Origin of the sequence: Thiomonas sp., assembly GCF_034007205.1 — a bacterium.
In the GTDB taxonomy this organism is placed as follows: Bacteria; Pseudomonadota; Gammaproteobacteria; order Burkholderiales; family Burkholderiaceae_C; genus Thiomonas.
The window spans coordinates 1-25394 of record NZ_JAVERI010000022.1; the positions used below are offsets into that span (position 1 = coordinate 1).

A 25394-nucleotide genomic window follows, 5' to 3' on the forward strand; every position below is an offset into this window, starting at 1 on the left:
GGTCTGGGCGGCGCACTGCCACGTTGCAGTCCGCTTGTGGTGGAGACCACCACGGCGCGGCCTGCGCCTCGCATTGCCTCCGCCCAGACCCCCGGCGCGGGTGCAGAAATGGGGTGAACAGGCCCTACAGCAGTTCCGCGCGCGACCCCTACAACCCCTACTACGCCCCGGCTGACTGGACGCTGGGCGGGCAGAACGACAACGGCTACAACCAATGCTCGGGCGCCTATGCGTGGGTTCGCGTCCCTTCGGCCCATACGGTGCTCGATCCGCAGTGGTCGTCGAACAAAAGCGTCAAGGCCAATGGCTCGATGTGGCTGGTCGAGACCACGCGCTGAGATGATCCGGTCAATCGTCGCGCCGCCGAAACAGCAGCCAGCCGAGCAGGCCCGAGGCCAGCAACACCACGGCCACCATGGTCCAGAACCCGGCCTTGTCATCCGCGAAGGGAATGCCGCCCACATTCATGCCGAACAGTCCGGCGATGACATTCATCGGCAGCGCCACCACGGTCACGGCGGTGAGCACGAACAGGGTGCGCCCGGTGCGTTCTTCGATGCTGGCGGCGATTTCCTCCTGCAGCAGCTTGATGCGTTCCTGCTGGGCGGAAAGGTCGCGCAGCACCACCGAGAACTCTTCGGTGGAGTGGCGCAGCTCCTCCCAGTCCTGCGGGCCGAGGCTTTGCGGCGGGCGGCTGAGCAGGCGGAACATGGCCGCGGGCTCGGGCGCGAGCAGACGCTGCAGTCGCAGCAGATTGCGGCGCAGCGCGCCGAGCTGCACGCGGCGCCGACCCAGGCGCCCCGCCAGCAGGTGATCTTCGATGACATCGACCTTGGTCGCGGTGCTGCGCAGAATGGCGATGAGCTCGTCGGCCTGATCGCGCAACAGATGATCGACCAGCGACAGCGGCGAAGAAAAAGTCTCCCCGGCCTTCACCGCGATGCGCAGGCGATCGATGGCCCGCAGCGGCTGCATGCGCACGCTGATGACGCGCCGCCGCTCCACGCTCATCCACAACGTGGCGACCTGCAGCGATTCGCGCTGTGCAAAGTCGTACACCACGTCGTTGACCACGGCCACCAGCGCCCGATCCACCACCTCCAGCCGGGTGGAGCGCACGCCCTCGCGCAGGGTCTCGAAACAATGCTCGGCCTGGGGCAGATGCGCCAGCAGCCATTTTTCCGCGGTGACATTGGCCGCATTGAAATGCAGCCAGACGAAAGAAGAGGAGGAAGGTGCCCCCACGCTCGGGCTGCGCCCTCCCTGCCCCCCGAGGGGGCTGCCCCCGTCTTGGGGCGGCCCGGCGACGGGGGCGTCGCCTCCCACCGCTTCGTCGTCGTCGAACCAGCGTGCGGCTTCATTCAGATCCAGCGGGCGACCGTGCCCCTGGGCATCGAACAGATAGCCGCAGATCAGGCCGGATTGTCCGGGCGCAAAGACGGAGACGGGAACGGTCATGGGCGGGAAGGCGCAAGCGACAGGCGCAATGATCGCAAACTCCGGTGAACCTTCCGCCAAGGATTGCCCGGCGAGATCGGCAAGCACGATCTCGCCGGGGCCGCATTTTTTCGCTCTCCAGGCGCGGCGGTCCTACGCCGCTTCCCATGGGGGTCGGATGTGGAGCTCGTCGATCAAGGCCTGCGCCGAACGCATCATCGCCGGCGTATAGGGCACCCCTTCGTCGGCATAGCGCCGCGCGTACTCGGCGCGCACCTCGCCGGGAATGCGCACCGGCGCCGCCGGATCCGCGGCCGGTGAGGCCTTGATCCAGTCCAACAGCCCCCCGAGCCGTGCGACAAAGTCGTCCAGCGGCATGAAGCGGGCAATGTCGATCGCCAGGAAGAAGTGGCCGGCGTCGATCGGCCGGTCCCAGGTGTGAAGCACCGAGCCGACCTGCGGCCCCACCGCCGCGCCGGACAACACACCGCTGAGGATCTCCACCATCAATGCCAGGGCGTAGCCCTTGGCTCCGGCGGCCGGGAGCAGCGCTCCCGCGGCTGCGGCGACCGGATCGCGGGTCGGGCGCCCCTGCGCGTCGAGCGCGGTATCCGGCGGCAGCAGGGCGGCGTTGCCGTCCACCGTGCGCACGGTGGAACCGGCGATCGCACTCATGGCCATGTCGACGAGCACCGGATAGCCGTCGCGCGTCGGACAGCCGAAAGCCAGCGGATTGGTTCCGAGCACCGCTCGGGTGCCGTTGAACGCCGCGACCTTGGGGACGGCATTGCTGCAGGTGAGCCCGATGCAGCCGGACTCGGCCGCGAGCGCACAGTAATAGGCCGCTGCGCCGTAATGGATGCTGCGGCGCACGGTGACCAGCCCGACGCCCTGCGATCTGGCGGTGTCGATGGCGCGCCGCATCGCCAGCGTGCCCGCAACGAAGCCAGCGCCGTCGGCGGCGTCGAGTTGCCAGACCGCAGGCGCCACCTCGGTCCATCGCATCCCGGCCGGGGAGTGCATCAGGCCGCGGCGCAGCCGCGTGACCATGTTGGGCAGGCGGATCAATCCCTGTTCGGGGCGCCCATGCAGGTCGGCCCAGAGCATCGCGTCTGCCACGATGTCGGCGTCGGCGGCGCTCAGGCCTGCCGCGAGCGCGGCTTCGACGACAAAGCGGCGATGGGTCTGCGGTGCGATGCGTTGCATCGGCGACCCCCTATTCGGACGTGAGCTTCTTGACGGCCGGCGCCGGCTGCTGCCGCCGGGCCAGCTTCTGGCTCCAGTACCGCCGCACGGCATGCAGCCAGGGGCCGGGATCGGTCCAGCGGAAGACGAGGAAATGTGGAACGTGCAGCAGGCTGCGCAGCCACTGCCAAACAGTGATCTCGCCGCGCCGGCGCAGTTCACGAAACGCCCGCAAATCGGCCATCGGGAGTAGGACGTGGACGTTGCGCCGATACCGCGCGACTTTCGGCGGCGGCAATCCGGCAAGGCGGTTGTAGACGATCCGCGCCGCCGGAACGCCGGCCACCTCGAGCAGTTCGTGGTTGAGCGTGAAGCGCGCATTGCACTCGATCAGCTTGTACTGGCCGTCGCGCGAGTCGCGCTTGAACTCGACGTTGGCCAGGCCCGACAGTCCACAGCCGCGCAGGAAGCGCAGTCCCAGCTCCGCCACTTCCGGGTTCCAGTCGGTGGCGTGGCAGGTGCCCAGGCCGAAGCCCGGCGGGAACTGGCGGATCTTGCGCTTGGTCAGGACGAACAAGGGTTCGAGCCTGTCGTCCAGATAGGTGAAGCAACTGCTGTAGGCGTCCTCGGGTCCGGGGACGATTTCGGTCATCAGCATCTCGGAATCCTGCGTCTGCACCGTGCGATAGACGTCTTCGAGCGCGGTGCGGTCGTCCACGACGAACAGCTTGGCGTCGAAGCTGCGGCGGAACACATGCCCGAGGCGGGGTTTGAGCCCACAGGGGTAGCCGATCCATTGGGCTGCCGCAACGGCCTCCTCGATGCTGCGGACCGCGCGATACTTGGGCGTGGGCACGCCGGCACGCTGCGCCAGGTCGTAGCTCTCGACCTTGTCGAGCAGCGCGAGCAGCACGTCGGGGCGGCCTTCGGTCAGGCGGTAACGCTGCCGCAACGCCTCGCCATGACGCGCCACCAGGGTGATGCCGTCGTCGCTGCAAGGCAGCAGGATGGCGCCTTGCAGTGCGGCAGCCTTCGGGCCCGTCAGCCACTGCAGCCAGGCGTCGCCGGGCTCGGAACTCGGCGGAAAGTCGATGCCGTGGACGTGGCGCGAAGAGAACGCCAGGCTGGCCGAGGTTCCCAGGGCGTACACGTCGACGCCGATCGGCTCCAGCCGGCGCGCCACCGACAGGACGTTGATGTCACCTCCCAGCAGAATGACCGGAGGTTTTTCGGCGCGTGCCGTCATGATGTCGTCTCCCCGACGAGGCTGGTCTGCGGCAACGGTGTCGCAGCCGCTCGTGAACTTGGATTCGGCAGGCCGAGCAGGGCGCGCAGGATGGGCACGGCCACGTCCACGGCCTGATCCCGGTTGCGCACCTGATAGTGATAGAAAAGCCCTGGAGTGGCGTTGATGTCGATGATCGCGCCGCCGCTGGCTGCGAGGCCGACCGCTGGATCGGCGGTGATCACGTCGATTCCTGCAAACCGCGCTCCCACTGCGCGCGCACTGCGGGCGCCCTCATCGATCAAGGCATCGCCGATCGCGTCGCGGACCGATTCGCCATCGGCCTCGCCGCTCATATTGGACACCTTGCGCACGATCACGCGTTCCCCGGCGCGCGGGACGGCGCGCAGCGACAAGCCCTTCGCCCGCAGCGCGGACTCGCACTCCAGGTCGATCTCCAGCGGCTTCAGGATGTGTTGGCCCAGCAGCCTCCGACGTCGGCCGTTCTCCGCCTCGATCAGTCCGGCCACGCTGCTGCGACCGTCTCCGACCACGCTGGGCAGCGGGCGGCGCACGGCGTCGAGCAGTTCGCCATCGAGGTAGAGCAGGCGGTAGTGGTCTCCCGATATTTGCCGTTCGATGATCAGTTGCCGGCTGCTCAGCGCCGCCTGGGCCGCGGCACGCATCAGGGTACGCCGGTCGCGCACGCCCGTCGTCACCCCGGCGCCGCCGGCGCCTCCTTGCGCCGGCTTGACCACGCAGGGCCCGGCCTGGGCCTCGAGAAAATCCAGCGCCGACTCGATGCCGTCGAGATTGAATTCGAGATAAGGCGGCGTGGGAACGCTTTCGGCTTCGAGCAGGCGGTAGACCAGCGGCTTGTTGCCCGTAACGCGCAAGGTGACCGGGTCGTTGAGCATCACGAGCTGTTCGAGCATGCGCGTCGTGCGGCCATCCCGGGCGAACTCGCTGACCCCGTAGCCGAGATCGCGGAACTCGGCGCCGAGAGCGTTGGCCGCATCGCGCCACATGCGCGCATGCCATCCGGACGTGGGGGTGGAGAACGACGCCGACCGGCCGAGTGCTCCTGCGGCGAGTTCGCGGGCTCGCAGCAGCCTGCGCAGCCAGTGCACATAGGCCATCGCGTCAACCGTTCGCCACCGGGCGCAGCTCGGCTCGCTGCGATTGGACGTGCAGTTCGGCAACCTCGCAGCCGCCCTCATCGAGCAGCGCATCCACCCAGGCGTTCGAGAACTCGCCGCGCGCGACCGCGGCGAGGTAGTCCCTTTCGGCCTCGCGCCGACGCTGCAGGCGGTCGAGCAGCGTTGCGGCAATCTCCCGTGGAATCACGACCACACCGTTCTGGTCGGCGGCGATGATGTCGCCGGGACTGACCACGATGCCACCGCACTGGATCGGGTAGTTCACTTCGCCCGGGCCGCGGTGCAGCGGGCCGATCGGCGTCACGCCTCGGGCATACACCGGAAAGTCCAGCTTGATGATGTCGGGGATGTCGCGGACATAGCCGTCGACGACGAAGCCGATGATGCCCCGATGCCGCGCCTTGGTCGAGATCAGATCGCCCAGCACCGCGTTCATCGACGAGCCGCCGGCGTCGACCACGACGACATCGCCGGGTGCGGCGATGTCCAGGGCCTTGTGCACCATCAGGTTGTCTCCGGGAAAGACCTTGACCGTGCACGCCGGCCCGAAGATGCGCAGGTGCTCCGGCGTCACGCTGCGGATGGCCGGCGACATGGTGTAGAGCCGGTTCATGAGGTCGGAAATGTCCGGCGTCTGGAACTCGCTGAACTGGGCGATCAGTTCGCGGGCGGGCCGGGTGATGGAGTTGCGGATGCGGAAACCCGGTCCCGGATGGAGTTCGGACGACTTCGGCTTTGCTGCGACATTCATTTCAAGCTCCCTTGGCGAATCGGCTCGCCGGATTGGCATTCACGCTCCAGAGCCGTCGATCGAGACGGTGACGCGCGGCAGTGCGCCGGGATCCGCAGAACGTACCGGACGTGATTGCTTGCCGCCGTGTCCGTTTCGAACAACGGTTGAGGCGAAGTCTATGGGTCTGTTCCCAGGATTTGTCCCCCCCGATCGATGGTGTTGGGAGAGAGATCCATACCGCCCGTGTATCGGGGATGGACAGCCGGACGACGCGCGCATGGCTCATGACTCGGGCCTAAACTTCGACCGTTTTCTCATTCACGACACATTGCCGGGTTTGACCGGCGCACGGAGACTGCCATGCTCGGACTGATGCAAAACCATCCGCTGTTGATTTCCGGACTGCTCGATTTCGCCGCGCGCTATCACGGCGATACCGAGATCGTGTCGCGCCGGGTGGAGGGCGACATCCACCGCACCACCTACGCCCAGGCACGGGCGCGGGCGAAGCAGTGCGCCAACGCGCTCGACGCGCTGGGCGTGGCGCGCCAAGACCGCGTGGGTACGCTGGCGTGGAACGGCTACCGGCATTTCGAGCTGTATTACGCCGTGTCGGGCAGCGAGCGCATCCTGCACACCGTCAACCCGCGCCTGCACCCAGATCAGATCGCCTGGATCGTCAACCACGCCGACGACCGCGCGCTGTGTTTCGACCTCACCTTCGCTCCCATCGTCAAGGCCATCGCGCCGCGTTGCCCTGGGGTCAGACACTGGGTGGCGCTGTGCGAGGCCGACGCCCTGCCCGCCGATCTGGCCGAGGTCATTCCAGGTCTGCTGAGCTACGACGCATTGCTCGCAGCACAGCCCGCCCGGTACGCCTGGCCGGTGTTCGACGAGAACACCGCCTCCTCGCTGTGCTACACCAGCGGCACCACCGGACACCCCAAGGGCGTGCTCTACAGCCACCGCTCCACCGTGCTGCACGCCTACGCCGCGGCGCTGCCCGATGTGATGAGCCTGTCGGCGCGCGACAGCGTGCTCCCGGTGGTGCCGATGTTCCATGTCAACGCCTGGGGCATTCCTTACGCGGCGGCGTTGACGGGTGCCAAGCTGGTGTTCCCCGGCCCGGCCCTCGACGGCCAGTCGCTGTTCGAACTGATGCGCGACGAGGGTGTGACCCTGGCCGCCGGCGTGCCCACGGTCTGGCTGGGGCTGCTCAATTACATGCGCGCAAGCGGGCTCAGTCTGCCCAGTTTCAAGCGCACCGTGATCGGCGGCGCGGCCGCTGCCCCGGCCATGATCCGCGCCTTCGAGGAGGAGTTCGACGTCCGCGTGCTGCACGCCTGGGGCATGACCGAGACCAGCCCGCTGGGTACGCTGTGCAGCCTGAAGAACAAACATCTGACCCTGGACAAGGCCTCGCAGCTCGCCATTCTGGGCAAACAGGGCCGGCCGATCTTCGGCGTGGACTTGCGCGTGGTCGACGGCAACGGCAGCGACCTGCCGTGGGACGGCAAGTCGGCGGGCAATCTGCTGGTGCGCGGGCCGTGGATCGCCAGCGACTACTACCGCAGCGACGCACCCAGCCCGCTGCAGGACGGCTGGTTTCCCACCGGCGACGTGGCCACCATCGACGCCGACGGCTATATCCAGATCACCGACCGCACCAAGGATGTGATCAAGTCCGGCGGCGAATGGATCAGTTCGATCGAACTGGAAAACATCGCGATGGCGCATCCGGCCGTGGCGATGGCCGCGTGCATCGCCCGCCCCGACCCGAAGTGGGACGAGCGGCCGCTGCTGGTGGTGGTCAAGCGTGAAGGCACCGCGCTCGAACGCGACGAGTTGTTGAAGTTCTACGAAGGCAAGGTGGCGAAATGGATGATTCCGGACGACGTGGTGTTCGTTGCGGCCATCCCGCTCGGGGCTACCGGCAAGATACTGAAAAACCGCCTGCGCGCCGAAATCGTCGGCTCTCCCCGGGCTGCAGCGGCGCAGCCTTGAGGCGCAAGGTTTCATCTTTCTGGCGATATGCGCGGCGCGTCCCCGCAATGGCGCGCCTGGGGTTCGTTCGGCCCGCGATCCCCAAGCCCGACACTCTCCTAGCCTCCGGGTGCCGGGCGCAGCAATTTTCGCCTCACACCATCGCCTGCGCCATCGCTTCATCGGCGCAGGCCGGCCAGATGTGCAGGGCTTCGCGCACCGCCAGCCGCGGATTGGCGGCCTGCGTCACGGCGCTGACCACCGCCGCGCCCGACACCCCGGTGGCGCGCACCGCCGGCATCTGCGCCAAGGTGATGCCGCCGATCGCCACCACCGGATAGCGTGGCGACAGCCATTGCCGCCACTGCGCCAGCCGTTCCAGACCCAGCGGGCGGGTGGGCATGGCCTTGAGCGTGGTGGGAAAGACCGCGCCCAGCGCGATGTAGGAAGGCCGCAGCGCGTGCGCGCGGGCGATCTCGCCGGGCGTGTGCGTGCTCAGCCCCAGACGCAGCCCTGCGGTGTGAAGGGCGGGCAGATCGGCCGTATGCACATCGTCCTGCCCGAGATGCACGCCATAGGCGCCCGCCTCGATGGCTTCGCGCCAGTGATCGTTGATGAACAACTGCGTGCCCGGCACCTCGCGCGCCGCCTGCACGGCCTGGCGAATCTGCATGCGCAACGCCGCGCCCTCGATCTCCTTGATGCGCAACTGGAGGGTGCACACGCCCCACTCCAGCAGCCGCAGCACCCAGTCGGCGTCGGGCACGACGGGATAAAACCCGATCTGCCCGGAGAGCCGCGCGAAATCGGGCGGCGGCTCTTCAGACTGGCCCGGTAGCGGCAGCCAGGGCAGATCGCCGCTGTCGGCCCGCGCATCGGTCCGGGTCATCGGCCGGCCCGGCCCAATCGCGATGGCCTGATCGATGCCGGCATGCGCGCGCAACTGCGCCTCGGCGGCGGCGTCGAGCGCGCTCCAGCCCTCGGCCAGGCGCGCGGCGCACACACTGGCATGCACATTGCCCGAGCCATGCGCGCTGCGCGGCAGGCGGCGGCCGACCAGCGGCAGCACCGTGCTGTGTGTGACCACCCAGTCGGTGCTGTGCACTCCCCAGGTATGGCCTGCCTTGACGACCACGGCGCGGTGCGGCCCGCCTGTCTCCAGCCAGCGGCTGCGAATGGCGTTGATCCAGGCGGCTGTGGGCGGCCCCACCTCCCAGACGGGCAGATCGAGCAGCGCGCAGGCTTCCGCGCGGTTGGCCGTGATGAGATCGGCGCGGCGCGCCAGGCGCATGGCCAGACCGCCTCCATGCGCCCGAATCCAGAGCTCGCAACCATCCGCCGAGGTCAGCCGGGGATCCCACACCACCGGACACTGCCGCGCCTCGATGAACTGCGCCACCTCCTCGGCCGCGGCAGCATGGCCGATCATCCCGATCTTCACCGCTGCGGGCTCGCCATCGGCCAGCAAGGCACGCAGACTGTTGCGCAGCACGGTCACGTCTGTGGCCTGCACGCTCTGTACACCGTAGGAATTCTGCGCCGTCAGCGCCGTGATGATGCTCGCGCCGCGCCAGCCCAGCGCGGCCCAGGTGGCGAGATCGGCCGTCTGTCCCGATCCCCCGGTTGGGTCGTGGCCGTCGAGAGTAAGAAGGTAGGCGGTGGTGGTCATGTTCGAGTGCATTTTGTTGGCTGCCGCAGTGTAAGCAAGATGCTTCGGGCTCAAGTCCTGTAAGCTTGGCCTGCACGTTTCAGTTCGATGGCGTGGCCGTCTTGTCAACTTTCCCTTGCCTTTGCATGAAACCCAATCTTGCACTCACCGCCCTGCTCCTGAGTCTGGGCGCATGGGGTTTGCCCGCGCGCGCCGAAGGCCCTCCGGTCAGCATTCAGCTCGACATCGGCACGCCGCCTCCTGTCTATGTGGCGCCGCAACCGGTGTATGCGCCCCCGCCCGTCGTCATTGCAGCGCCGCCCACCATGATCTGGCTGCCCGAATTCGGCGGCTATGTCGCGCTCGGCGTCTCGCAGCCTTTGTTCTATCTGGGCGGGGTGTACTACTACAACAGCGGCGGACGCTGGTACACCGGTCCGCACTACGGCGGTCCCTGGCACCCCGCCGCCCACATTCCGCCGGGCCTGCGCAAGTTCCACGACCGCGACTGGCAGCGGGCGCAAGACCGCGCCTATCGCCATGAGCGCGACCCGCACTGGAAGCGCTTTCGCGCCGAAGATGCGCGCGCTGGATACCGCCCGGACCATGGCCATCCCGGCGGGCCGCCGGGGCAACGCCCGGATCATGGCCAAGGCAACGGCCACGGCAACCATTGAATCGTCTGGCCCGCAGCAGGGCGATCACCCTGCGCTGCAGTGCAGGGGCCAGTCCAGCATCATCCGGGTCCCTTGGCCCAGACGGCTTTCCACGCTGACTTCGCCGCCATGCAGGCGCACGATGTTGCGCACCAGCGCAAGGCCCAGACCAAGCCCGCCCCGGCTGCGCGCCGCATCGGCGCGGTAGAAGCGGTCGAACAGATAGGGCAGGTGCTCGGCGGCGATGCCGCAGCCGGTATCGACCACCTCGATGCGCACGCCGCTGTCCTGCAGACGAGCAGACAGGGTCACCGTGCCGCCGCGCGGGGTGTGCGCCAGCGCATTGCCGATGAGATTGGCCACGGCACGCTGCAGCAGCATGCGGTCGGCCTGCAGGAACAGGGGTGATGCGGCGTGGACATCGAGTCGAACACCGGCTTGCTCCGCGGTGACTTCGTAGAACTCGGCCAGCACGCGCAGTTCATGCGCCACATCCAGTCGATCCAGCCGCAGCTCGGCATGGGGATGTTCGGTCTGCGCCAGGAACAGCAGGGTCTGGATCATCTGCGACAGCCGCGCGCATTCCTCCACCGCCGACTCCAGCGCCTCGCGGTACTGCGCCGGTTCACGCGGCCTGCCCAGCGCCACCTCCAGACCGCCCCAGAGGTTGGTCAGCGGGGTGCGCAATTCATGCGCGATGTCGGCAGAAAACTGGGAGATGCGGCCAAACGATTCTTCCAGCCGCTGCAAGGTGGCATTGAAGGCCAGACCCAAGGTCTGCAACTCATCGGGAAGCAGGCGGGTGTCGAGCCGACGATGCAGGTCTTGAGCGCCGATATCGCGCGCTGCATCGGCCATGTGACGCAAAGGCCGCAGGCCGCGCCAGGCTATGGCATAGCCCGCCGCCGCAGCGGTAATGATGGCCGCGAGCAGCACCACCGCAAGGCGCACGCGGTAGTCGGCCAGGATGCGCGACTCCGCCGTGCGGTTCAGCGCCACGTCCAGGCGCATGGCCTCGGGTGCCGCTGCCGCGGTGGCACGTGCGGTCAGCGGCAACATGGCCGTGAGGTAATGCAGATCGTGGCGCAGATGCACCTTGTGCAATTGCGGCGATCCCCGCGCATCGGGCGGTTCAAAGTCCGCGGCGGTCAAGTCCGGATTGAAACCTGGCGTCTGCAGCAAGACCGCGCCGCTCGCGCTGCGCAGACGCACAAACAGGTCGCGCGGCGCATCCGGCGGCAGCTTGAGGTAGGCCTCCTGCCGCACCTCGTCGCTCTGCACGGGGTGGATTTGCAGCAGCGCGGCCACGGTGTCGAGCTTGCGCAGCACCGATTCGCGGTCTTCCTGCATCATGCGCGCGCTCAGGCCCCAGTACACCCAACTGCTCGCGGCCAGCAGGATGAGGGCCAGGGTGAGTGCGAAGGCGACGGCCATGCGCACCGCCAATGAACGTGGCGGCAGACCATACTGGCGCAGGCGATGCAGGGCGAAACGCAGCCAGTGCCCGCTCCCGCCCTCCCTGCCAGCCCGCCCGGCAAAGGACGCCGATGCAGAGGAAGCCAGAGGCCCTGTGTTACTCGTCATCGCGCGCCTCGAGCACATAGCCCACGCCGCGCACGGTGTGCAGCAGGGGCGCCGGGAACGGCTCGTCGAGTTTGCTGCGCAGGCGGCGGATGTGCACATCCACCACATTGGTGTCGCTGTCGAAATTCATGTCCCACACCTGCTCGGCGATCAGGGTGCGCGACAGCACCTCGCCCGCGCGCCGCGCCAGCAGCGTCAGCAGCGCAAATTCCTTCGGCGTGAGCGCCAGCCGCTGTCCGCCGCGCTCGGCACGCTGGCGGTGCAGGTCGATGCGCAGATCGGCCACATCCAACACCTCAGGCAGACGGACGGGGCCGCGCCGCAGCACGCTGCGCACCCGCGCCAGCAATTCCGAAAACGCAAAGGGCTTGACCAGGTAATCGTCCGCGCCGAGTTCCAGCCCGCGCACCCGGTCGGCAACGCCATCGCGTGCGGTGAGCATCAGCACCGGCGTGGTCTGTCGCGCGCGCAGTTCGCGCAGCACGCTCCAGCCGTCGCGCCCGGGCAACATGGCGTCGAGGATGACAAGGTCATACGGCTGGGTCAATGCAAGATGCAGGCCGTCCGTGCCGTCGCCGGCGACATCGGCCACGAAGCCGTTCTCCCCCAGCCCGCGCTTGAGGTAGGCAACGGTCTTGGCTTCGTCTTCGACGATGAGAATGCGCATCGGGCGATTGTCAATCATCTGTCACCTGGTCGCGTATCCGTCTGCAACATGACGGAATCGTCATGCAGGCTTCATCTGCAGGCCAGCGTCTGCAAGGCAGCATGGCGTCATGCCTGCCTTTGCCTGCCGCCGCGCCGCTTCCAAACTCCTGCTCGCCGCGCTGCTGGGCGGATGCGCCAGTGTGCCGCCGCCCCAGTCTCGCGTCACGCCGCAGCGTAGCGCTCGGGCGCTGGAGCGCCGCAGCCTGAGCGATCCCGGATTGCTGCGCTTCATGGCCTTGCAGACCGGCATGCCGCAAACGGCCGGTCAACCCTGGACGCTGCAGCGCCTGGGCCTGGCCGCGCTGTACTTCCACTCCGACCTGCGGGTGAGCCGCGCCAGCGTGCAACTGGCCAAAGCCGATCTGCAGATCGCCCGGCAATACCCCAACCCCAGCCTGCAGCTCGGTCTGAAATACGGCAGCGCCGCAGCGCTGATGGCGCGCAGCCCGTGGACCGTGGGCGCTGCCATCGGTCTGCTGCTGCAGTCGCAAACCCGGCGGGCGGCACAGACGGCGCAGGCCGAAGCCGGCGTGCGCGCCGCGCGGCTGTTGCTGCGCGACGTGCGCTGGCGCGTGCTCGCGCAGGTGCAACAGGCGGGGATTGCGCTGTGGAGCGCGCGCCGCCGAGTCCGCCTGCAACAACGGGTGCTCGATACAGCCCTCGCGCTGCAGGGCCGTACCGCCGCGCGGGCGCAGGCCGGGATGGACTCGCCGCTGGCCGCCGCGCTGGCCCAGCAGTCCGCCCAGCAAGCCGCGCTGGAAAAAAGCCGCGATCTCGCTGCGCAGCAGGCCGCGCGGGTGGCGTTGGCTGCGGCCATCGGCCTGCCCGACAGCGCCCTGCAGGGCGTGACGATGGATTTTTCCGCCTTGGATCGTGCTCCGCCGGACCCCGGCGCGGCCTGCCTGGCCCGGCTGCGTCACGAGGCGCTGGAACGACGTGACAGCGTGCGCGCTGCCTGGCAGGGTGTGCAGGCGGCGCAGGCCGCATTGCAATCGGCGCAGTCCCTGCGCTGGGGCGGCGCGCCGTCGATCGCCCCGGGAGCCCAGCGCGATCAGGGCGTGAACCGCCTGACCCTGGCGGCGCACTTGCCACTGCCGCTGCTCAACCAGCATCAGGGCCAGATCGCCGCGGCGCGCACCCGCCTGGCGCAGCGCGAAGCCGTCTTGCAGCAAATCCAGGCGCAAGTGCTCGCGCGCATCGAACAGGCCGATACCGACCTGGGCGCCGCGCAGGAACAGGCCCGACAGAGCGAGCAGTCGATCGCCGTGAATCAGGCCTTGCTCGACGCCGACGTCGCCGCGCAAGCCAAGGGCCTGATCGGCCCGGTACAGACCCTGCGCATGCGGCTGCGGCTGCTGTCCACGCAACAGGCGGGCCAGCAGGCGCGGGCCGCCCAGTGGCGCGCATTCAGCGCGTTGCTGGCGGCATTGCAGCAGCCAATTTCGTCGCTCGATGAACGCCGATCCCCTCACCCATCGCCACATCCCGCGTCGCCGCCAGCCGCAACTCATCTCTCCCGCGTCGTCTGGAAACATTGAACCGGCCCCAAACCCGCATGCAAACGCCTTTCAAACGGATTTCCAGCAGCGCCCGGCTCGCGGCCTGTCTGCTTCTCGCCGCCTTCGCCGCAGTTGCTGCGCGCGCCGCCCTGCCGCGCCCTGTGGTGTGGAGCGACGCACAGAAGGCCTCTGCCGGTCTGCAGATCGAGCATCTCGCACCCGCGCCCTATCACCCGCAGTTCGCCGCCAGCGCCACGGTGCAGAGCCCGGCCGTGTGGCTGCGCGGGCTGAGCGCGCAGCAGGCGGCGCAGGCGCAGCTTGCGGTGGCGCAAAGCCGGCTCCGGCTCGCCACGTTGCAGGCGCGGCGCGACCAAGGGCTGTTCGAGGCCGGGCAGAACATCGCGCTGGCGCAAGTGCAGCAGGCTCAGGCCGCCGCAGCGCAGGCGCAGGCCGAAGTGGCCAGCGCGCAGGCCGCGCTCGGCCTGGCACGGGCACGGCTCACGGCGGATCTCGGCCCGGCTTTGGCGATGCGGCTGCTCGGCGACGCGCGGCTGCGCCAGTCCATCCTGAGCGGGCACGCGCTGGTCGTGGACCTCAACCTGCTGCCTGGGCAATCGCTGCCCGCGGCTGCGCAGGTGTGGCTGCATCTTCCCTCCGGGCAAAATCCCGTGCAGGCCCGCGTCGTCGGCCCGGCGGCCGCCGCATCCAGCCAGTTGCAGGGGCTGCGCGAGGCGCTCATTGCGCCCGCGGCGAGCGGGCTGATGCCGGGGCTGGAACTGCCGGCCGAGGTGCGGTCGCCGCTGGCGCAACCGGGCGTGCGGCTGCCTGCGAGTGCGGTGGTGTGGACAGGGGGGCAGGCCGTGGTGTTCGTCGCCTCGAAGACTGCCGACCCTGCGTGGCGGTTCAGTGCGCGCGCCGTTTCCACCGCCTGGCCGCTGCAAGGCGGCTATGTGCAACCGGGCTGGGGCGCGCTGGACGTGGTGACGCGCGGCGCGGGGCTGGTGCTGACGCCACCTCATGAGAAAACGCCGGGCCGCCCCAAGTTTTCTCATCCCCCTCGGGGGGCGGCCGCTGCAACGCGGCGGCCTGGGGGCACTCCCAGACCGCAGGCCCTGCCGGCAAGCGGCGGAGATGACGACTGATGGCGCGCGCGCGTGGTTTGCAGGCGGCGCTGATCGCGCTGGGCATCCGCCGCCGTGGGGTGGTGCTGGCATTGGCCGTGCTGCTGGCGGCGCTGGCGGCCTGGGGCGTGCGCGACGCCCGCACCGATGTCTTCCCCGAGTTCGCCGCCAGGATGGTGAAGGTGCAGACCGAAGCGCCTGGTCTGTCGCCCGAGCAGGTGGAATTGCTCGTCACCCGTCCGCTGGAGTCCGCCGCCAGCGGCTTGCTGGGGGTGAAACAGGTCGCCTCGAAAAGCCTGCCGGGCATCTCCATTTTGAAGCTGTATTTCGGCGACGACACCCGGCTGCAGGACGACCGCTGGCGTGTGGCGCAGCACCTGGCCGGCGTGCACCTGCCCGCAGGCGTGGGGCCGCCACGGCTGATTCCGCTGACCTCCAGCACCGGCACGGTGCTGATGGCCGGGCTCACCTCTGTGCGCCACGGGCTGATGCACCTGCAGTCCATCGCGCAGTGGGATCTCCGCCCGCAGCTCATGGCAGTGCCGGGCGTGGCCAATGTGCTGGTGTTCAGCCAGCAGACCCGCGCCTTGCAGGTACGGGTCGATCCGCAGGCCCTGCCGCGTTTCCATCTCGATCTGCAACAGGTGCTCGCCGCCACGCAGCGCGCCACCGGCCTGCTCGGCGGCGGTTTCATGCCCACGCCGCAGCAGCGCGTGCTGCTGGTCAGCCGCGGCAGCGCTGACACACCGCAGGCGCTGGCCGCCACCGTACTGCGCGCCACACCGCAGGGCGTGGTCACGCTGGGAGACGTGGCGCGGGTGGGCTATGCCTCGCTGCCTGCCATCGGCGGGGCGGCCATCGACGGCCAGCCTGCGGTCATTCTCAAAATCCAGGAGTCCTACGGCGCCAACACCCTGGAGGTGACGCGCGGCGTGCAGGCGGTGCTGCAGCGGCACCGGGCCGCCCTTGCGGCGCAGGGCATCACGCTGCATGCCGATCTGTTCCGTCCGGCGGACTTCATCACCCTCGCCATGCGCGATGTGCGCGACTCGCTGCTGCTGGGCGCAGCGCTGGTGGTGCTGGTCATCGCCCTGACCCTGCTGGACTGGCGCGCGGCGCTGATCTCCTCGCTCGCCATTCCGCTGTCGCTTCTGGCCGCCGTCACGGTGTTGATGGGGCTGGGCGTGACGCTCAATGTGATGACGCTGGGCGGACTGGCGATCGCCATCGGCGTGGTGGTGGACGACGCGGTGATCGACGTCGAGAACATCCTGCGCCGGCTGCGCGCCAATGCCGCGGCCGCGCAGCCGCAGCCGCCGCTGCGCGTGGTTCTCGCCGCCTGCCTGGAGGTGCGCGGCGCGGTGGTCCATGCCACCGCGGCGGTGCTGCTGGTCATCGTTCCGGTGCTGTTGCTGCCGGGGCTTTCGGGCCGCTTGTTCGCGCCGCTGGCGCAGGCTTATGCGCTGGCGGTGCTGGCCTCGCTCGCGGTCGCGCTCCTGGTCACGCCGGCGCTGGCGGCGCTGTTGCTGGCCGGGCGCGAGCACCGGCTTCACACGCCTGCCCCGGTGCGCATCGCACAGAGTCGTTACAGCGCCCTGCTCCGCCGCCTGCTGCCGCACTGGCTGCCCGCAGTGCTCATCACACTCGTGCTCATTGCCGCCGCCGCGCTACTGGCGCGGGGCATGGGAGGCAGCTTTCTGCCGCCGCTGCAGGAAGGGCAATACATCGTGCACATGCGGCTGGCGCCGGGGGCATCGATCCGGGCTTCGCTGGCAGAAGGCGCGCGCGTGACCCAGGCGCTCGAACGATTGCCGCAAGTGCGGCTGGTGGCGCAACACACCGGACGTGCCGCGCTGTCGCCCGACGCCTCGGGCACGCAGAGCAGCTCGCTCGATGTGAATCTCAAACCCGGCGCCGACTCCGCCCAGGCGCTGGCGGCGATCGAGCAGGTATTGGGCGGTTTTGCTGGGGCCAGCTTTCGCGTCAACAGCTTTCTCACCGAGCGCATGGACAACACGGTCGAAGGTGGCGCGGGCGCGCCGCTGGTGGTGCATGTGCTGGGCAATCATCTGCGCACCCTCGACGCAGTGGCCACCCAGGTCGCGGCGGTGCTGAGCCGCCTGCGCAGCGCCACCGGCGTGCAGTTGCAGGCTCCCCCCGGCGTGCCGCAGCTCGACATCGATCTCAGACCCGATGCGCTGCGCCGCTGGGGCCTGCAACCGCTGCCGGTGCTGCAGGCGATCCACACCGCGTTTGCCGGCAGCATCGCAGGCATGGTGTTCCACGGCGCGGTGCCGGTGCCGGTGCGCGTGGTGCTGGCGCGCAGCGGCCGTGACAATCCGCAGGCGCTGGGCCAATTGCTCATCCGCACACCTGCGCTGGGCCTGGTGCCGCTGTCGCAGCTGGCTCGCATTGGCGCGGCCAGCGGCCCGTCGGACATTCGCCATCTGGACGGGCAGCGGGTGCAAAGCGTGCTGGCGTCCACCCCTTCGACCGATCTCACCGGCTTCGTGCAACGTGCACGCGCTGCGATTGCCCGTCAGGTACGGTTGCCCCCCGGCATCACCCTGCAGTTCGAAGGCGAGGCGGCGCAGCGCAGCGCCACGCTCAAGCGTCTGGGGGTGGACGTGCTCGGCGTGCTCGCCGGACTGGTGCTGCTGCTGAGTGTGGCGCTGGCGCGCAAGCCGCACGCTGGCGATGGTGCGGCGCAAACCTCCGCTCAGGCCGCATCCACCACCACGCGGCAAGTGCTGCTGGTCCTGCTGTCGGCGCCTGCCGCCTGGTCGGGCGGGGTGTTCGCCGCCTGGCTGGCAGGCGGTGTGCTGTCGCTGGGCGCGGTAATCGCCATGCTGGCGCTGATGGGCATCAGCCTGCGCAATGCCCTGCTGATCTTCGCTCACGCCGCGCACCTGCAGCGCGAGCACCATCTGCAATGGAGTGCGGCCACCCTGCAGCGCACCGTGACCGAGCGCCTGACGGCCATCGTGATGACCAGCCTCGTCACTGCCCTGGGCGTGCTGCCGCTGGCGCTGGGCCTGCACGCGCCGGGGCGAGAAATCGAGGGGCCGATGGCCGTGGCCCTGCTGGGCGGACTGCTCACCAGCCTGCTCTTCAACCTGTTTGCGCTGCCATCACTGGCGCTGCGCTTCGGTGTGGCACCCCGGAACCGCGTTCCCCAATGAAGGCTCTCATCCTTTGTCATCCGCCCGCAACCGACACGAAGCGGTGGTCGCCGCCGGTTGTTGCCCGACCTGCCATCGCCAAGGAGAACGATATGCACGATTCCCGTCACCTGCGTCACCTGCGCACTCGGGCGCGCCACGCCGCCGCAGCCGCACTGCTGTCGGTCGGTGTGCTGCTGGCGGCACCAGCCAGCTTCGCCGCCCCCCATCGTTCAGCCCACATGCCGCCGGTGTATGTGCACATGAACGGCGCGAACATGTTTCTGGAAAACGTGGTGGTGGTGCGCCCCGGGCAAAAGGTGGTGTTCGTCGATCAGGACACCGGCGCGCACACCATCATCGGCTACAACCCGCTGACCGGAACGACGAGCAAGCGCTTCGATGGCGCCGTGCAAGGTACGCCCGGGCCGGGCCACCCGGTCAGCACCTACACGATTGCGTTCAGACGCCCTGGCCTGAAGTTCTATTACTGCTCGGTGCATGCCGAACTGGTGAAGGAGCCGGGCGGCCGTACCGTGCCGAAAAAGCGCCCCACCGTGCACGGCTTCGGCGACCCGATGGCCGGGCTCATCATCGTCACCACCGACAGGCACCTGCTGGCCGACAATCCGCCGACCACGCACGAAAAAATCCTGCCGGGCTATTTTGGCGGCTGAGCCCGGGCGGCTGAACGGGGTCAGGCCACCGTGAACTGCCCCATCATGCCGTTGTCTTCATGCTCCAGAATGTGGCAATGGAACATGAAGGGATGGGCGTCACCCGCCGGTTGGTTGAAGTGGGCGATGAGTCGCACGGTTTCGCCGCGCCGTGCCAGCACGGTGTCTTTCCACCCCGCCTCGTGCGCTGCGGGAGCTTGGCCGTTGCGGCTCAGGATCTGGAACGAGGTGCTGTGATAGTGGAAGGGATGCGCCATATGGCCTTGATTGACCACTTCCCAGATTTCGGTCGAACCCAGGCGCAGCCGCTGGTCGATTCGGGCCATGTCCATATGGCGGTGGTTGATGGAAAACAGCTTCTCGCCGCCCACTCCAAGACTCATGCCACCGGGGCCGACCTCACCTGCGCCCATCGCCTGCGAACCACCTTGCATGCCCCCCATGCCGCCGCTCATCATATTGCCCGACATGCCCTGCAAGGTGAAGCGGCGCACGGGCGCGTCCGCGCGCAGCACGGGCAGCTCCGCCATGCGGGCGGGAAGACGCGCAGGCGTTCCTGCGGGCGGACCGACGCGAAGTTCCAGCAGATCGAAGCCTCGATGGTCGAAGGCGTCAGCGTCCATCGGCATGGAACTCAGATCGGGCACGACCGCGCCCGAGTCGCTGCGCAGCACCAGACGCTTGCCCTGCTCGCGACGCAGATCGACCATGATTTCGGCGCGCTCGCTCGGCGCCAGCAACAGGCTGTGAACCGGCACGGGGCGCGGCAACAGCCCGGCATCGGTGGCGATGACCTGAAACGCGCGGCCATCGGCAAACGCCAGGTTGAACACCCGGGCATTGGCGGCGTTGAGCAGCCGCAGCCGCACCCACTGCGCCGGGGCGTTCCAGTACGGTTGCTCGCGGCCATTGACCAGAAAACGGTCGCCCTTCATGCCCATGCGGTCCATCATGCGGGTCATGTAGAGCAGGCGGCCGTCGGCCGCAAGAAGGCGATCCTGCAGGATCAGGGGAATGTCGTCCACGCCATATTGCTGCGGCAGACCGAGGTGTTGGTCGGCCGGATCGTCCACCAGCAGCATGCCGCCCAGACCGGCATAGACCTGCGGGCCGGTACGGGTGTCGGGATGGGGGTGATACCAGAGCGAGCCCGCAGGCTGCTGCAGGGTGAAGTGCACGCGGCGCTGCCCGCCCGGCGCGATCAGGCTTTGCGGCCCGCCGTCCATCTCGCCCGGCACATGCGCGCCATGCCAATGCGTGGTGGTGGACTGATCGAGCGCGTTGTGCAGGTCGATGCGCACCGCCTTGCCGCGCGGCAAGCGCAGCGTGGGGCCGAGCACCGCGCCGTTATAACCCCAGGTGGGCGTGTGCAGACCGTCCACCAGCATGCTGCGGCCCGGCGCCATGCGCAGGGTGTAAAGCAGCACTCCGCCTTGCTGCATGCCATGAAGCTCGGGCGGAACGAACAAGGCACGGCTGAACACGCCACTGCCTGACGCGGCAGTTTCCGGCGTCGGTTCGCCCATCTGCATGCCGCCCATGCCGCCCATATTCATGGCGCGCGCCGCTTCACCAGCGGTCAAGCCCAGCGCCCCCAAGGCCAACAGCGCCTTGCGCCGCGTTGGGCTCTGTGGAGCATCCTTCACGCCGGCAGCATTCTGGTGTTCGTCAGGTGATTTCATCGCATCTCTCCTTGGTCGACCTGCATGCTGTTCACTGTATGCCGAGGTGCTCAAAGGCATGGTGTGCGGATGTCACTCAACTGTGACAGTTTGCTAAGCGTGCGCTCAGTCCTGAGCACGACACTCCTCCCATCGCAAAGGGTTTGCGATCGCCGCATCCAGCGGCGTTTCGCTCGCAAGAGTACTCAAGGAGTCTGATCATGCAACAACGCAGCAAAACCGCATTTCTGTTCGCCAGCGCGCTGGCCCTGGGTCTGGCCGGCGCCGCCGGTTCCGCCTATGCCATGGACGGTTCGCAATACAGCAAGGAGACCAAGGTAACGCTGGATGAAGCCCGCGCCATCGCCCTCAAAACCTTGCCTGGCGCCACCATCACCGACCAGGAACTGGAAAAGGAAAAAGGCGGCAGCGGCCTGCGCTATTCCTTCGACCTGAAAGTGGGGCAGACCGAGCATGAAGTCGGCGTGGACGCCCAGACCGGCGCCGTGCTGGAAAACAGCGTCGAAGGCGCCAACGCCGACTAAGGGCTGCTCACCCCAGGACTGCACCCACTCCAGGAGCCTGTCGGACTTGAAGAATCGAAGCGAAAATTCGGCTGGCCGAGACCAGATTTTGACGATTTTGCCGGGCAATAGTCGTTCTATTGCCCAAAAAGCGGCGAAATATGGGACGGCCAGGCAGATTTGCAGCCGATTTCCTTTAAGTCCGACAGGCTCCAAGAGCCGGGGTACAGGCTTGAGACGGCGTTGCGCCCAAAACTCGGGCGTTTGCGGTATTGTCCATCTGGCGCATGACGATATCGTCATGCGCTCTTCATTTTCGTGTGCGCGCGCTTTGGAAATAATGGGCTGATGCAGTGGTGTCCGTCGGCCGCTGCAGGGTACTTTGCCGCAGTTCCACCCGGATCACGCTTTCCATGCGACCAGGCTCAACTCGCCTTTCCTCGATCTTGCCGGCGGCAACAACGCCTTTGCGCAAAACGGGGCCGTCCGCTCAGCGCATCGATACACAGCGTCGGGCCGATCTGTTGTTCGACGGCCTCGTGCTGCTGATTGCGGCGGTCAGCCTGTTCTGGCGCCTTGGCGCCGCGCCCATCCGCGACACAGACGAAGCGCTCTATGCGGCCATCGCTCTGACGATGGCACATGGCGGGTCGTGGATCATTCCCCATCTCGATGGGGTGCCCTACATCGAAAAGCCGCCGCTGCTCTATTGGCTGATGGCGCTGAGCTTCAAGGTTTTCGGCGTTGGAACCTGGCAGGCACGCCTGCCCGACTCTGCTGCGGCATGGTTGACGGTGCTCGGCTGCATCGCGTTTGGCCGCGCAGTCTCTGCGCCGCTTGCGGGGCGGTTCGCCGCGCTGGTCACCGGCACCGCGCTCGGTTATGTGATGATCTCCCGCACCATTCTGTTCGATCCGTTGATGGTGTTTTTCTGGCTGTCCGCGCTGGCCCTGCTCGTGCTTGCGGTGGAGCGGCAGCAGCGGGTCTGGCTGCGCGCCGCTGCGGTTGCCGTGGCGCTCGCCACGCTGACCAAGGGCCCGGAAGCGCTGCTGTTGCTCGGCCTGATCGCCGTGGTGCAGTTGCTGGTCGCGCCGGGCTGGTGCAAACGCAGCAAGCTGCTGAAGTTCTATCTCGATCCCTGGGCCATCGCCCTCTTTGTGCTGGTTGCCGCGCCCTGGCATCTGGCCGCGCTCGACACGCTGCCGGGTTTCGGCTGGTTTTTCTTTGTCAACGAAACCATAGGCCGGTTTCTCGGCACCCGCATCCCGGACGATTTTCATCATGGCCCCTGGTGGTATTACGGCCCCAAGCTGCTGATCGGCTTTTTTCAATGGACGCCGCTGCTCGCCGCGCTCGCCTGGTTTGCGCCTCGCTTGCGCGGCGCCGATGCAGCCACGGTATCCGCGCGCTGGGCGCGCAACGCCGCCCTCATCCTGACCGTCTTCTTTTCCTCCGCGAGCGACAAGGGGGCGTATTACCTGCTGCCCGTGGTGCCGCTGGTCGCCTGGTGGCTGGGCGTGCGGTTGCAGGCTGCAAAAAATGATGCCGCCGTGCAACGCCGTCTCGGGCCGGGCGCGCTGCTGTTCGGTCTGGCTGCGCTGGGCCTCTGGGCGATGACCTTCACCCCGCCGCTTCATGCCGAGCTGCTGCGCTCGGGCCTGCCTCCAAGACAATTCGGCTGGCTGCCTTCGTTGGTCTTGACCGTAGGGCTGGCGGCGTTCATCGGCGGCGCGCTGCTGTGGTCGCACAGACTGGCCATCGGCCTTGCGGTCTTCAGCCTGAGCGCCATCGTCATGGTGAACTTCGCCACGCGGCTCGCCGAAGCCAAAACCGCTGAAATCTCGCAAATACAGGTCGCTGCGACCATGCGGCGCATCCTTCCCGCAGACACGACCTGGTTCTCCTGGCAGACCTTCGAGGACCACGACGCCTCCTTGCTGTTCTATGGCGTGAATCGGTTGTACGTGATCGACAGCACCAGCGAAGACCTGTGGTTCGGCTGCAGCGACGACAAACGGCAGACCACCTGCGTCCGCAAGGACGCGGTGCTCCAAACTCGAGCGCAAGGCAAACCCTTCGCGGTATGGGTGCCGCGCAATCGACTGACTGGCTGGCTTGCCAGCGGCCTCGCTCAGGGGCTGCAAAGCCAGCCCTTCAAGGACAGCGTGGTGTTTTACAGCCTCGGCAAGAGGCCCGATTTGCGTTGAAGCCCGATTGCATGGGCTTGAGTCCATCCTTTTCCATGCGATCACGCCGGCGTCTGATGCCAGAACGGCACGCCCACCAGGGGCGTGGAGGCCTGCGCCACTTCGCGCTCTCGCATCGGCAGAGCGCGGCGGGACAGGCGGCCGGACTGCACCGCCAGGGCAAAAGCGCGCGCCATCGCCACCGGGTCGCCCGCTTCGGCCACCGCCGTGTTCACCAGCACGGCGTCATAGCCCAGTTCCATCACCTGCGCCGCATGGTGCGGCGCGCCGATGCCGGCATCGACCACCAGCACGCTGTCGGGCAGGCGCTCGCGCAGGGTGCGCAGCGCGGGCAGGTTGCGCGGCCCGGCGCCGGTGCCGATGGGCGCGGCCCAGGGCATGATGGCAGCCGCCCCGGCGTCGCGCAACTTCAGCGCGGTGACCAGATCGTCGGTGGTGTAGGCGAACACGGCAAAGCCTTCGCGCACCAGGGTCTGCGTGGCGCAAACCGTGTCCCAGGGGTCGGGCTGCAGGGTGTAGTCGTCGCCGATGACTTCGAGCTTGATCCAGTGCGTGCCGAAAATCTCGCGCGCCATGTGGGCCAGGGTGATGGCTTCTTCCGCGCAGTGGCAGCCCGCGGTGTTGGGCAGCAGATGCGCGCCGAGCGACTGAATGCGCTGCCACCACGCCTGCCCGGACTGATGCTCCGGCGCCAGACGGCGCAGCGACACGGTCAGCACCTGCACCTGCGCCGCCTGCACGGCCTCGGCCAGCACGCTGGGCGCGGGATAGCGCGCGGTTCCCAGAAACAGCCGGTTGTGCAGGCTCACGCCACCCACTTCCAAAGGGTCGGGCTGGCTCAGCAAGGCGGAACCCGTCTGCGCGGGGGAATCCGTCTGATTCATGTTGGCGAGATCCATTTCAACCTCCCACGACAGGGCTGACCACTTCGATGGCATCTCCCGGCTGCAAGGCGTATTGCGCCCAGTCGCCGCGCGGCACGAAGCGCCGGTTCACCGCGCAGGCCATCGCCCGAGTGGCATCGAAGCGGCGCTCGGCGAGCAGCCCGGCCAGCGTGGCGCTTTGGGTTTGCACGGCCTCGCCGTTGAGCTGAATTTGCAGCTTGGCCGAGCTTGGCATTGCGGATACGTTCATGCCGTCGTCTCCTCGACAGGCAGTCTGGACAGCAGCTCGCGCTCGGCACGCTGCACCATCGCCGGGGCGACGAGAAAACCGTGGCGATAGAAACCATTCAGGTGCCACACGCCCTCGCGCTGCGCCCATACCGGCTGGTGATCGTCGGTGGCGGGGCGCAGGCTGGTGGCGGTGCGCACGATGTGCGCCTCGCCGAAGGCCGGATGCACGCTGTAGAGCGCGCTGGCGAGTTCGAGCAGGGAACGCACGGTGACCGGGCCGGTGTCCTGCGATTCGAGCTCGGTCGCGCCGATGATGAAGCGCCCGCCGCTGCGCGGCACGATGTAGAGCATGTAGCGCGGGTGGATCAGCCGCACCGGGCGGCGCAGGCCCACGGCCGGACAGGTGACGGTGAGCACTTCGCCGCGCACTCCGCGCACGCCCGGCCAGTCTGCGCCCACGCCGCGGCAGTCGACCACGACATCGGCCTCGATCATCGCGCCGTTGGCGGTGCGCACCGATTGACTCTGCATGCCTTGCACGGTCGTGCGGTCGTGCCACTGCCCACCCACGCGCGCCATGCCCTGCTCGATGGCGGACTGCAAGGCGTCGAGCAGTTGCCCGTTGTCGAGCTGGCCTTCCAGCGGCAGCCACAGCCCGCGGGTGAAACGCCCGGCGAATTCGGGCTCCAGCGCGGCTATTGCCGCCCCGTCCAGACTCTGCACCGCGCCGCGCCTGTCCGCAGGCAGGCGATAGCGGATGAGGTCGGCATAGTGCGCCAGACCGGGATAGTCAGGCGCATGCGCGACCACCAGCGAGCCTTCATGGTGAAAGTCCACCGTCTTCCCCGTCTGCGCCTGCAACTCGGCCAGCCACTGCGGCCAGAGCGCCAAGGACTGCTCGCCGAGGGCGAACAGATCGGCATCGCTGACCACCAGCTCGGCATAGGGCGCGAGCATGGCCGCCGCCACCCCGGCGGCATGGTCGCGGTCGTTGCGGGCGCGGGCATCGATCAAGGTCACCGACACACCCACGCTGAGCAGCCGCCAGGCCAGCAGCCGACCGGACAGACCCGCACCGGCGATGGCAACCGTTGGCGTCGTACTGGTCAT

At 68.1% G+C, this 25394-nt stretch carries 21 protein-coding genes; 9 read left to right on the forward strand and 12 right to left on the reverse strand.

Annotation, left to right across the window (positions count from 1 at the left end; genetic code table 11):
- Window positions 1-113 precede the first annotated feature (113 nt).
- The gene (locus RBR52_RS13910) at window positions 114-338 is read left to right on the forward strand and encodes a hypothetical protein (RefSeq protein WP_320377884.1); all 225 of its coding nucleotides are present in this window, start codon (window positions 114-116) and stop codon (window positions 336-338) included.
- Between the two features lie 10 nt (window positions 339-348).
- On the opposite strand, the gene RBR52_RS13915 is transcribed toward RBR52_RS13910, so the two are convergent.
- The 5 genes from RBR52_RS13915 to RBR52_RS13935 all read right to left on the reverse strand — a co-directional run bounded on the left by RBR52_RS13915 (window position 349) and on the right by RBR52_RS13935 (window position 5758).
- Window positions 349-1458, reverse strand: coding sequence for a transporter (locus RBR52_RS13915; RefSeq protein WP_320377885.1), 1110 nt, complete (start codon window positions 1456-1458; stop codon window positions 349-351).
- 132 nt (window positions 1459-1590) lie between these two features.
- Entirely contained in the window at window positions 1591-2643 is a 1053-nt protein-coding gene (locus RBR52_RS13920) for an Ldh family oxidoreductase (RefSeq protein ID WP_320377886.1), read from the reverse strand.
- 10 nt (window positions 2644-2653) lie between these two features.
- A complete protein-coding gene (locus tag RBR52_RS13925) occupies window positions 2654-3868 on the reverse strand; it encodes a hypothetical protein (protein ID WP_320377887.1) in 1215 nt (404 codons plus the stop codon).
- Window positions 3865-4986, reverse strand: a complete 1122-nt coding sequence (locus RBR52_RS13930) for a hypothetical protein (protein WP_320377888.1) — start codon at window positions 4984-4986, stop codon at window positions 3865-3867. Before RBR52_RS13930 ends, RBR52_RS13925 begins: the two co-directional genes overlap by 4 nt.
- A gap of 4 nt (window positions 4987-4990) precedes the next feature.
- Window positions 4991-5758: an RraA family protein gene (locus tag RBR52_RS13935; protein ID WP_320377889.1), complete on the reverse strand. Its 768-nt coding sequence runs from the start codon at window positions 5756-5758 to the stop codon at window positions 4991-4993.
- 342 nt (window positions 5759-6100) lie between these two features.
- Between RBR52_RS13935 and RBR52_RS13940 the strand changes: the two genes are divergently transcribed.
- Window positions 6101-7744: a 3-(methylthio)propionyl-CoA ligase gene (locus RBR52_RS13940; RefSeq protein WP_320377890.1), complete on the forward strand. Its 1644-nt coding sequence runs from the start codon at window positions 6101-6103 to the stop codon at window positions 7742-7744.
- 133 nt (window positions 7745-7877) lie between these two features.
- Here RBR52_RS13940 and thiE read toward each other — a convergent pair whose 3' ends face one another.
- Window positions 7878-9392: a thiamine phosphate synthase gene (gene thiE, locus RBR52_RS13945; RefSeq protein ID WP_320377891.1), complete on the reverse strand. Its 1515-nt coding sequence runs from the start codon at window positions 9390-9392 to the stop codon at window positions 7878-7880.
- 125 nt (window positions 9393-9517) lie between these two features.
- Between thiE and RBR52_RS13950 the strand changes: the two genes are divergently transcribed.
- The gene (locus RBR52_RS13950) at window positions 9518-10048 is read left to right on the forward strand and encodes a hypothetical protein (RefSeq protein WP_320377892.1); all 531 of its coding nucleotides are present in this window, start codon (window positions 9518-9520) and stop codon (window positions 10046-10048) included.
- A 24-nt stretch (window positions 10049-10072) separates the two neighbouring features.
- Here RBR52_RS13950 and RBR52_RS13955 read toward each other — a convergent pair whose 3' ends face one another.
- Together RBR52_RS13955 and RBR52_RS13960 are read right to left on the reverse strand one after the other, a co-directional pair.
- Entirely contained in the window at window positions 10073-11611 is a 1539-nt protein-coding gene (locus tag RBR52_RS13955) for a heavy metal sensor histidine kinase (RefSeq protein WP_320377893.1), read from the reverse strand.
- Window positions 11601-12278: a heavy metal response regulator transcription factor gene (locus RBR52_RS13960; protein ID WP_320377894.1), complete on the reverse strand. Its 678-nt coding sequence runs from the start codon at window positions 12276-12278 to the stop codon at window positions 11601-11603. The genes RBR52_RS13955 and RBR52_RS13960 overlap by 11 nt, the downstream gene beginning before the upstream one ends.
- 109 nt (window positions 12279-12387) lie before the next feature.
- On the opposite strand from RBR52_RS13960, the gene RBR52_RS13965 reads away from it, so the two are divergent.
- The 4 genes from RBR52_RS13965 (at window position 12388) to RBR52_RS13980 (ending at window position 18777) form a co-directional block, all read left to right on the forward strand.
- Complete coding sequence (locus RBR52_RS13965; protein WP_320377895.1) at window positions 12388-13857, forward strand: TolC family protein; 1470 nt, start codon at window positions 12388-12390, stop codon at window positions 13855-13857.
- A gap of 17 nt (window positions 13858-13874) precedes the next feature.
- Window positions 13875-14960, forward strand: a complete 1086-nt coding sequence (locus RBR52_RS13970; protein WP_320377896.1) for an efflux RND transporter periplasmic adaptor subunit — start codon at window positions 13875-13877, stop codon at window positions 14958-14960.
- Complete coding sequence (locus RBR52_RS13975; protein ID WP_320377897.1) at window positions 14960-18121, forward strand: efflux RND transporter permease subunit; 3162 nt, start codon at window positions 14960-14962, stop codon at window positions 18119-18121. Before RBR52_RS13970 ends, RBR52_RS13975 begins: the two co-directional genes overlap by 1 nt.
- Window positions 18122-18213: 92 nt before the next feature.
- Window positions 18214-18777, forward strand: coding sequence for a Cupredoxin (locus tag RBR52_RS13980; RefSeq protein WP_320377898.1), 564 nt, complete (start codon window positions 18214-18216; stop codon window positions 18775-18777).
- 20 nt (window positions 18778-18797) lie between these two features.
- On the opposite strand, the gene RBR52_RS13985 is transcribed toward RBR52_RS13980, so the two are convergent.
- Window positions 18798-20459, reverse strand: a complete 1662-nt coding sequence (locus RBR52_RS13985) for a multicopper oxidase family protein (RefSeq protein WP_320377899.1) — start codon at window positions 20457-20459, stop codon at window positions 18798-18800.
- A 200-nt stretch (window positions 20460-20659) separates the two neighbouring features.
- On the opposite strand from RBR52_RS13985, the gene RBR52_RS13990 reads away from it, so the two are divergent.
- Together RBR52_RS13990 and RBR52_RS13995 are read left to right on the forward strand one after the other, a co-directional pair.
- Entirely contained in the window at window positions 20660-20983 is a 324-nt protein-coding gene (locus RBR52_RS13990) for a PepSY domain-containing protein (RefSeq protein ID WP_320377900.1), read from the forward strand.
- Between the two features lie 425 nt (window positions 20984-21408).
- On the forward strand, window positions 21409-23169 hold the full coding sequence (locus tag RBR52_RS13995; protein WP_320377901.1) for a glycosyltransferase family 39 protein: 1761 nt from the start codon (window positions 21409-21411) through the stop codon (window positions 23167-23169).
- 41 nt (window positions 23170-23210) lie between these two features.
- On the opposite strand, the gene RBR52_RS14000 is transcribed toward RBR52_RS13995, so the two are convergent.
- Genes RBR52_RS14000 through thiO form a run of 3 tightly spaced genes read right to left on the reverse strand, consistent with a single transcriptional unit; the run spans window position 23211 to window position 25394 of the window.
- A complete protein-coding gene (locus RBR52_RS14000) occupies window positions 23211-24053 on the reverse strand; it encodes a thiazole synthase (protein WP_413818336.1) in 843 nt (280 codons plus the stop codon).
- Window positions 24054-24069: 16 nt separating this feature from the next.
- Complete coding sequence (gene thiS, locus RBR52_RS14005; protein WP_320377903.1) at window positions 24070-24303, reverse strand: sulfur carrier protein ThiS; 234 nt, start codon at window positions 24301-24303, stop codon at window positions 24070-24072.
- The gene (thiO, locus tag RBR52_RS14010; protein WP_320377904.1) at window positions 24300-25394 is read right to left on the reverse strand and encodes a glycine oxidase ThiO; all 1095 of its coding nucleotides are present in this window, start codon (window positions 25392-25394) and stop codon (window positions 24300-24302) included. The genes thiS and thiO overlap by 4 nt, the downstream gene beginning before the upstream one ends.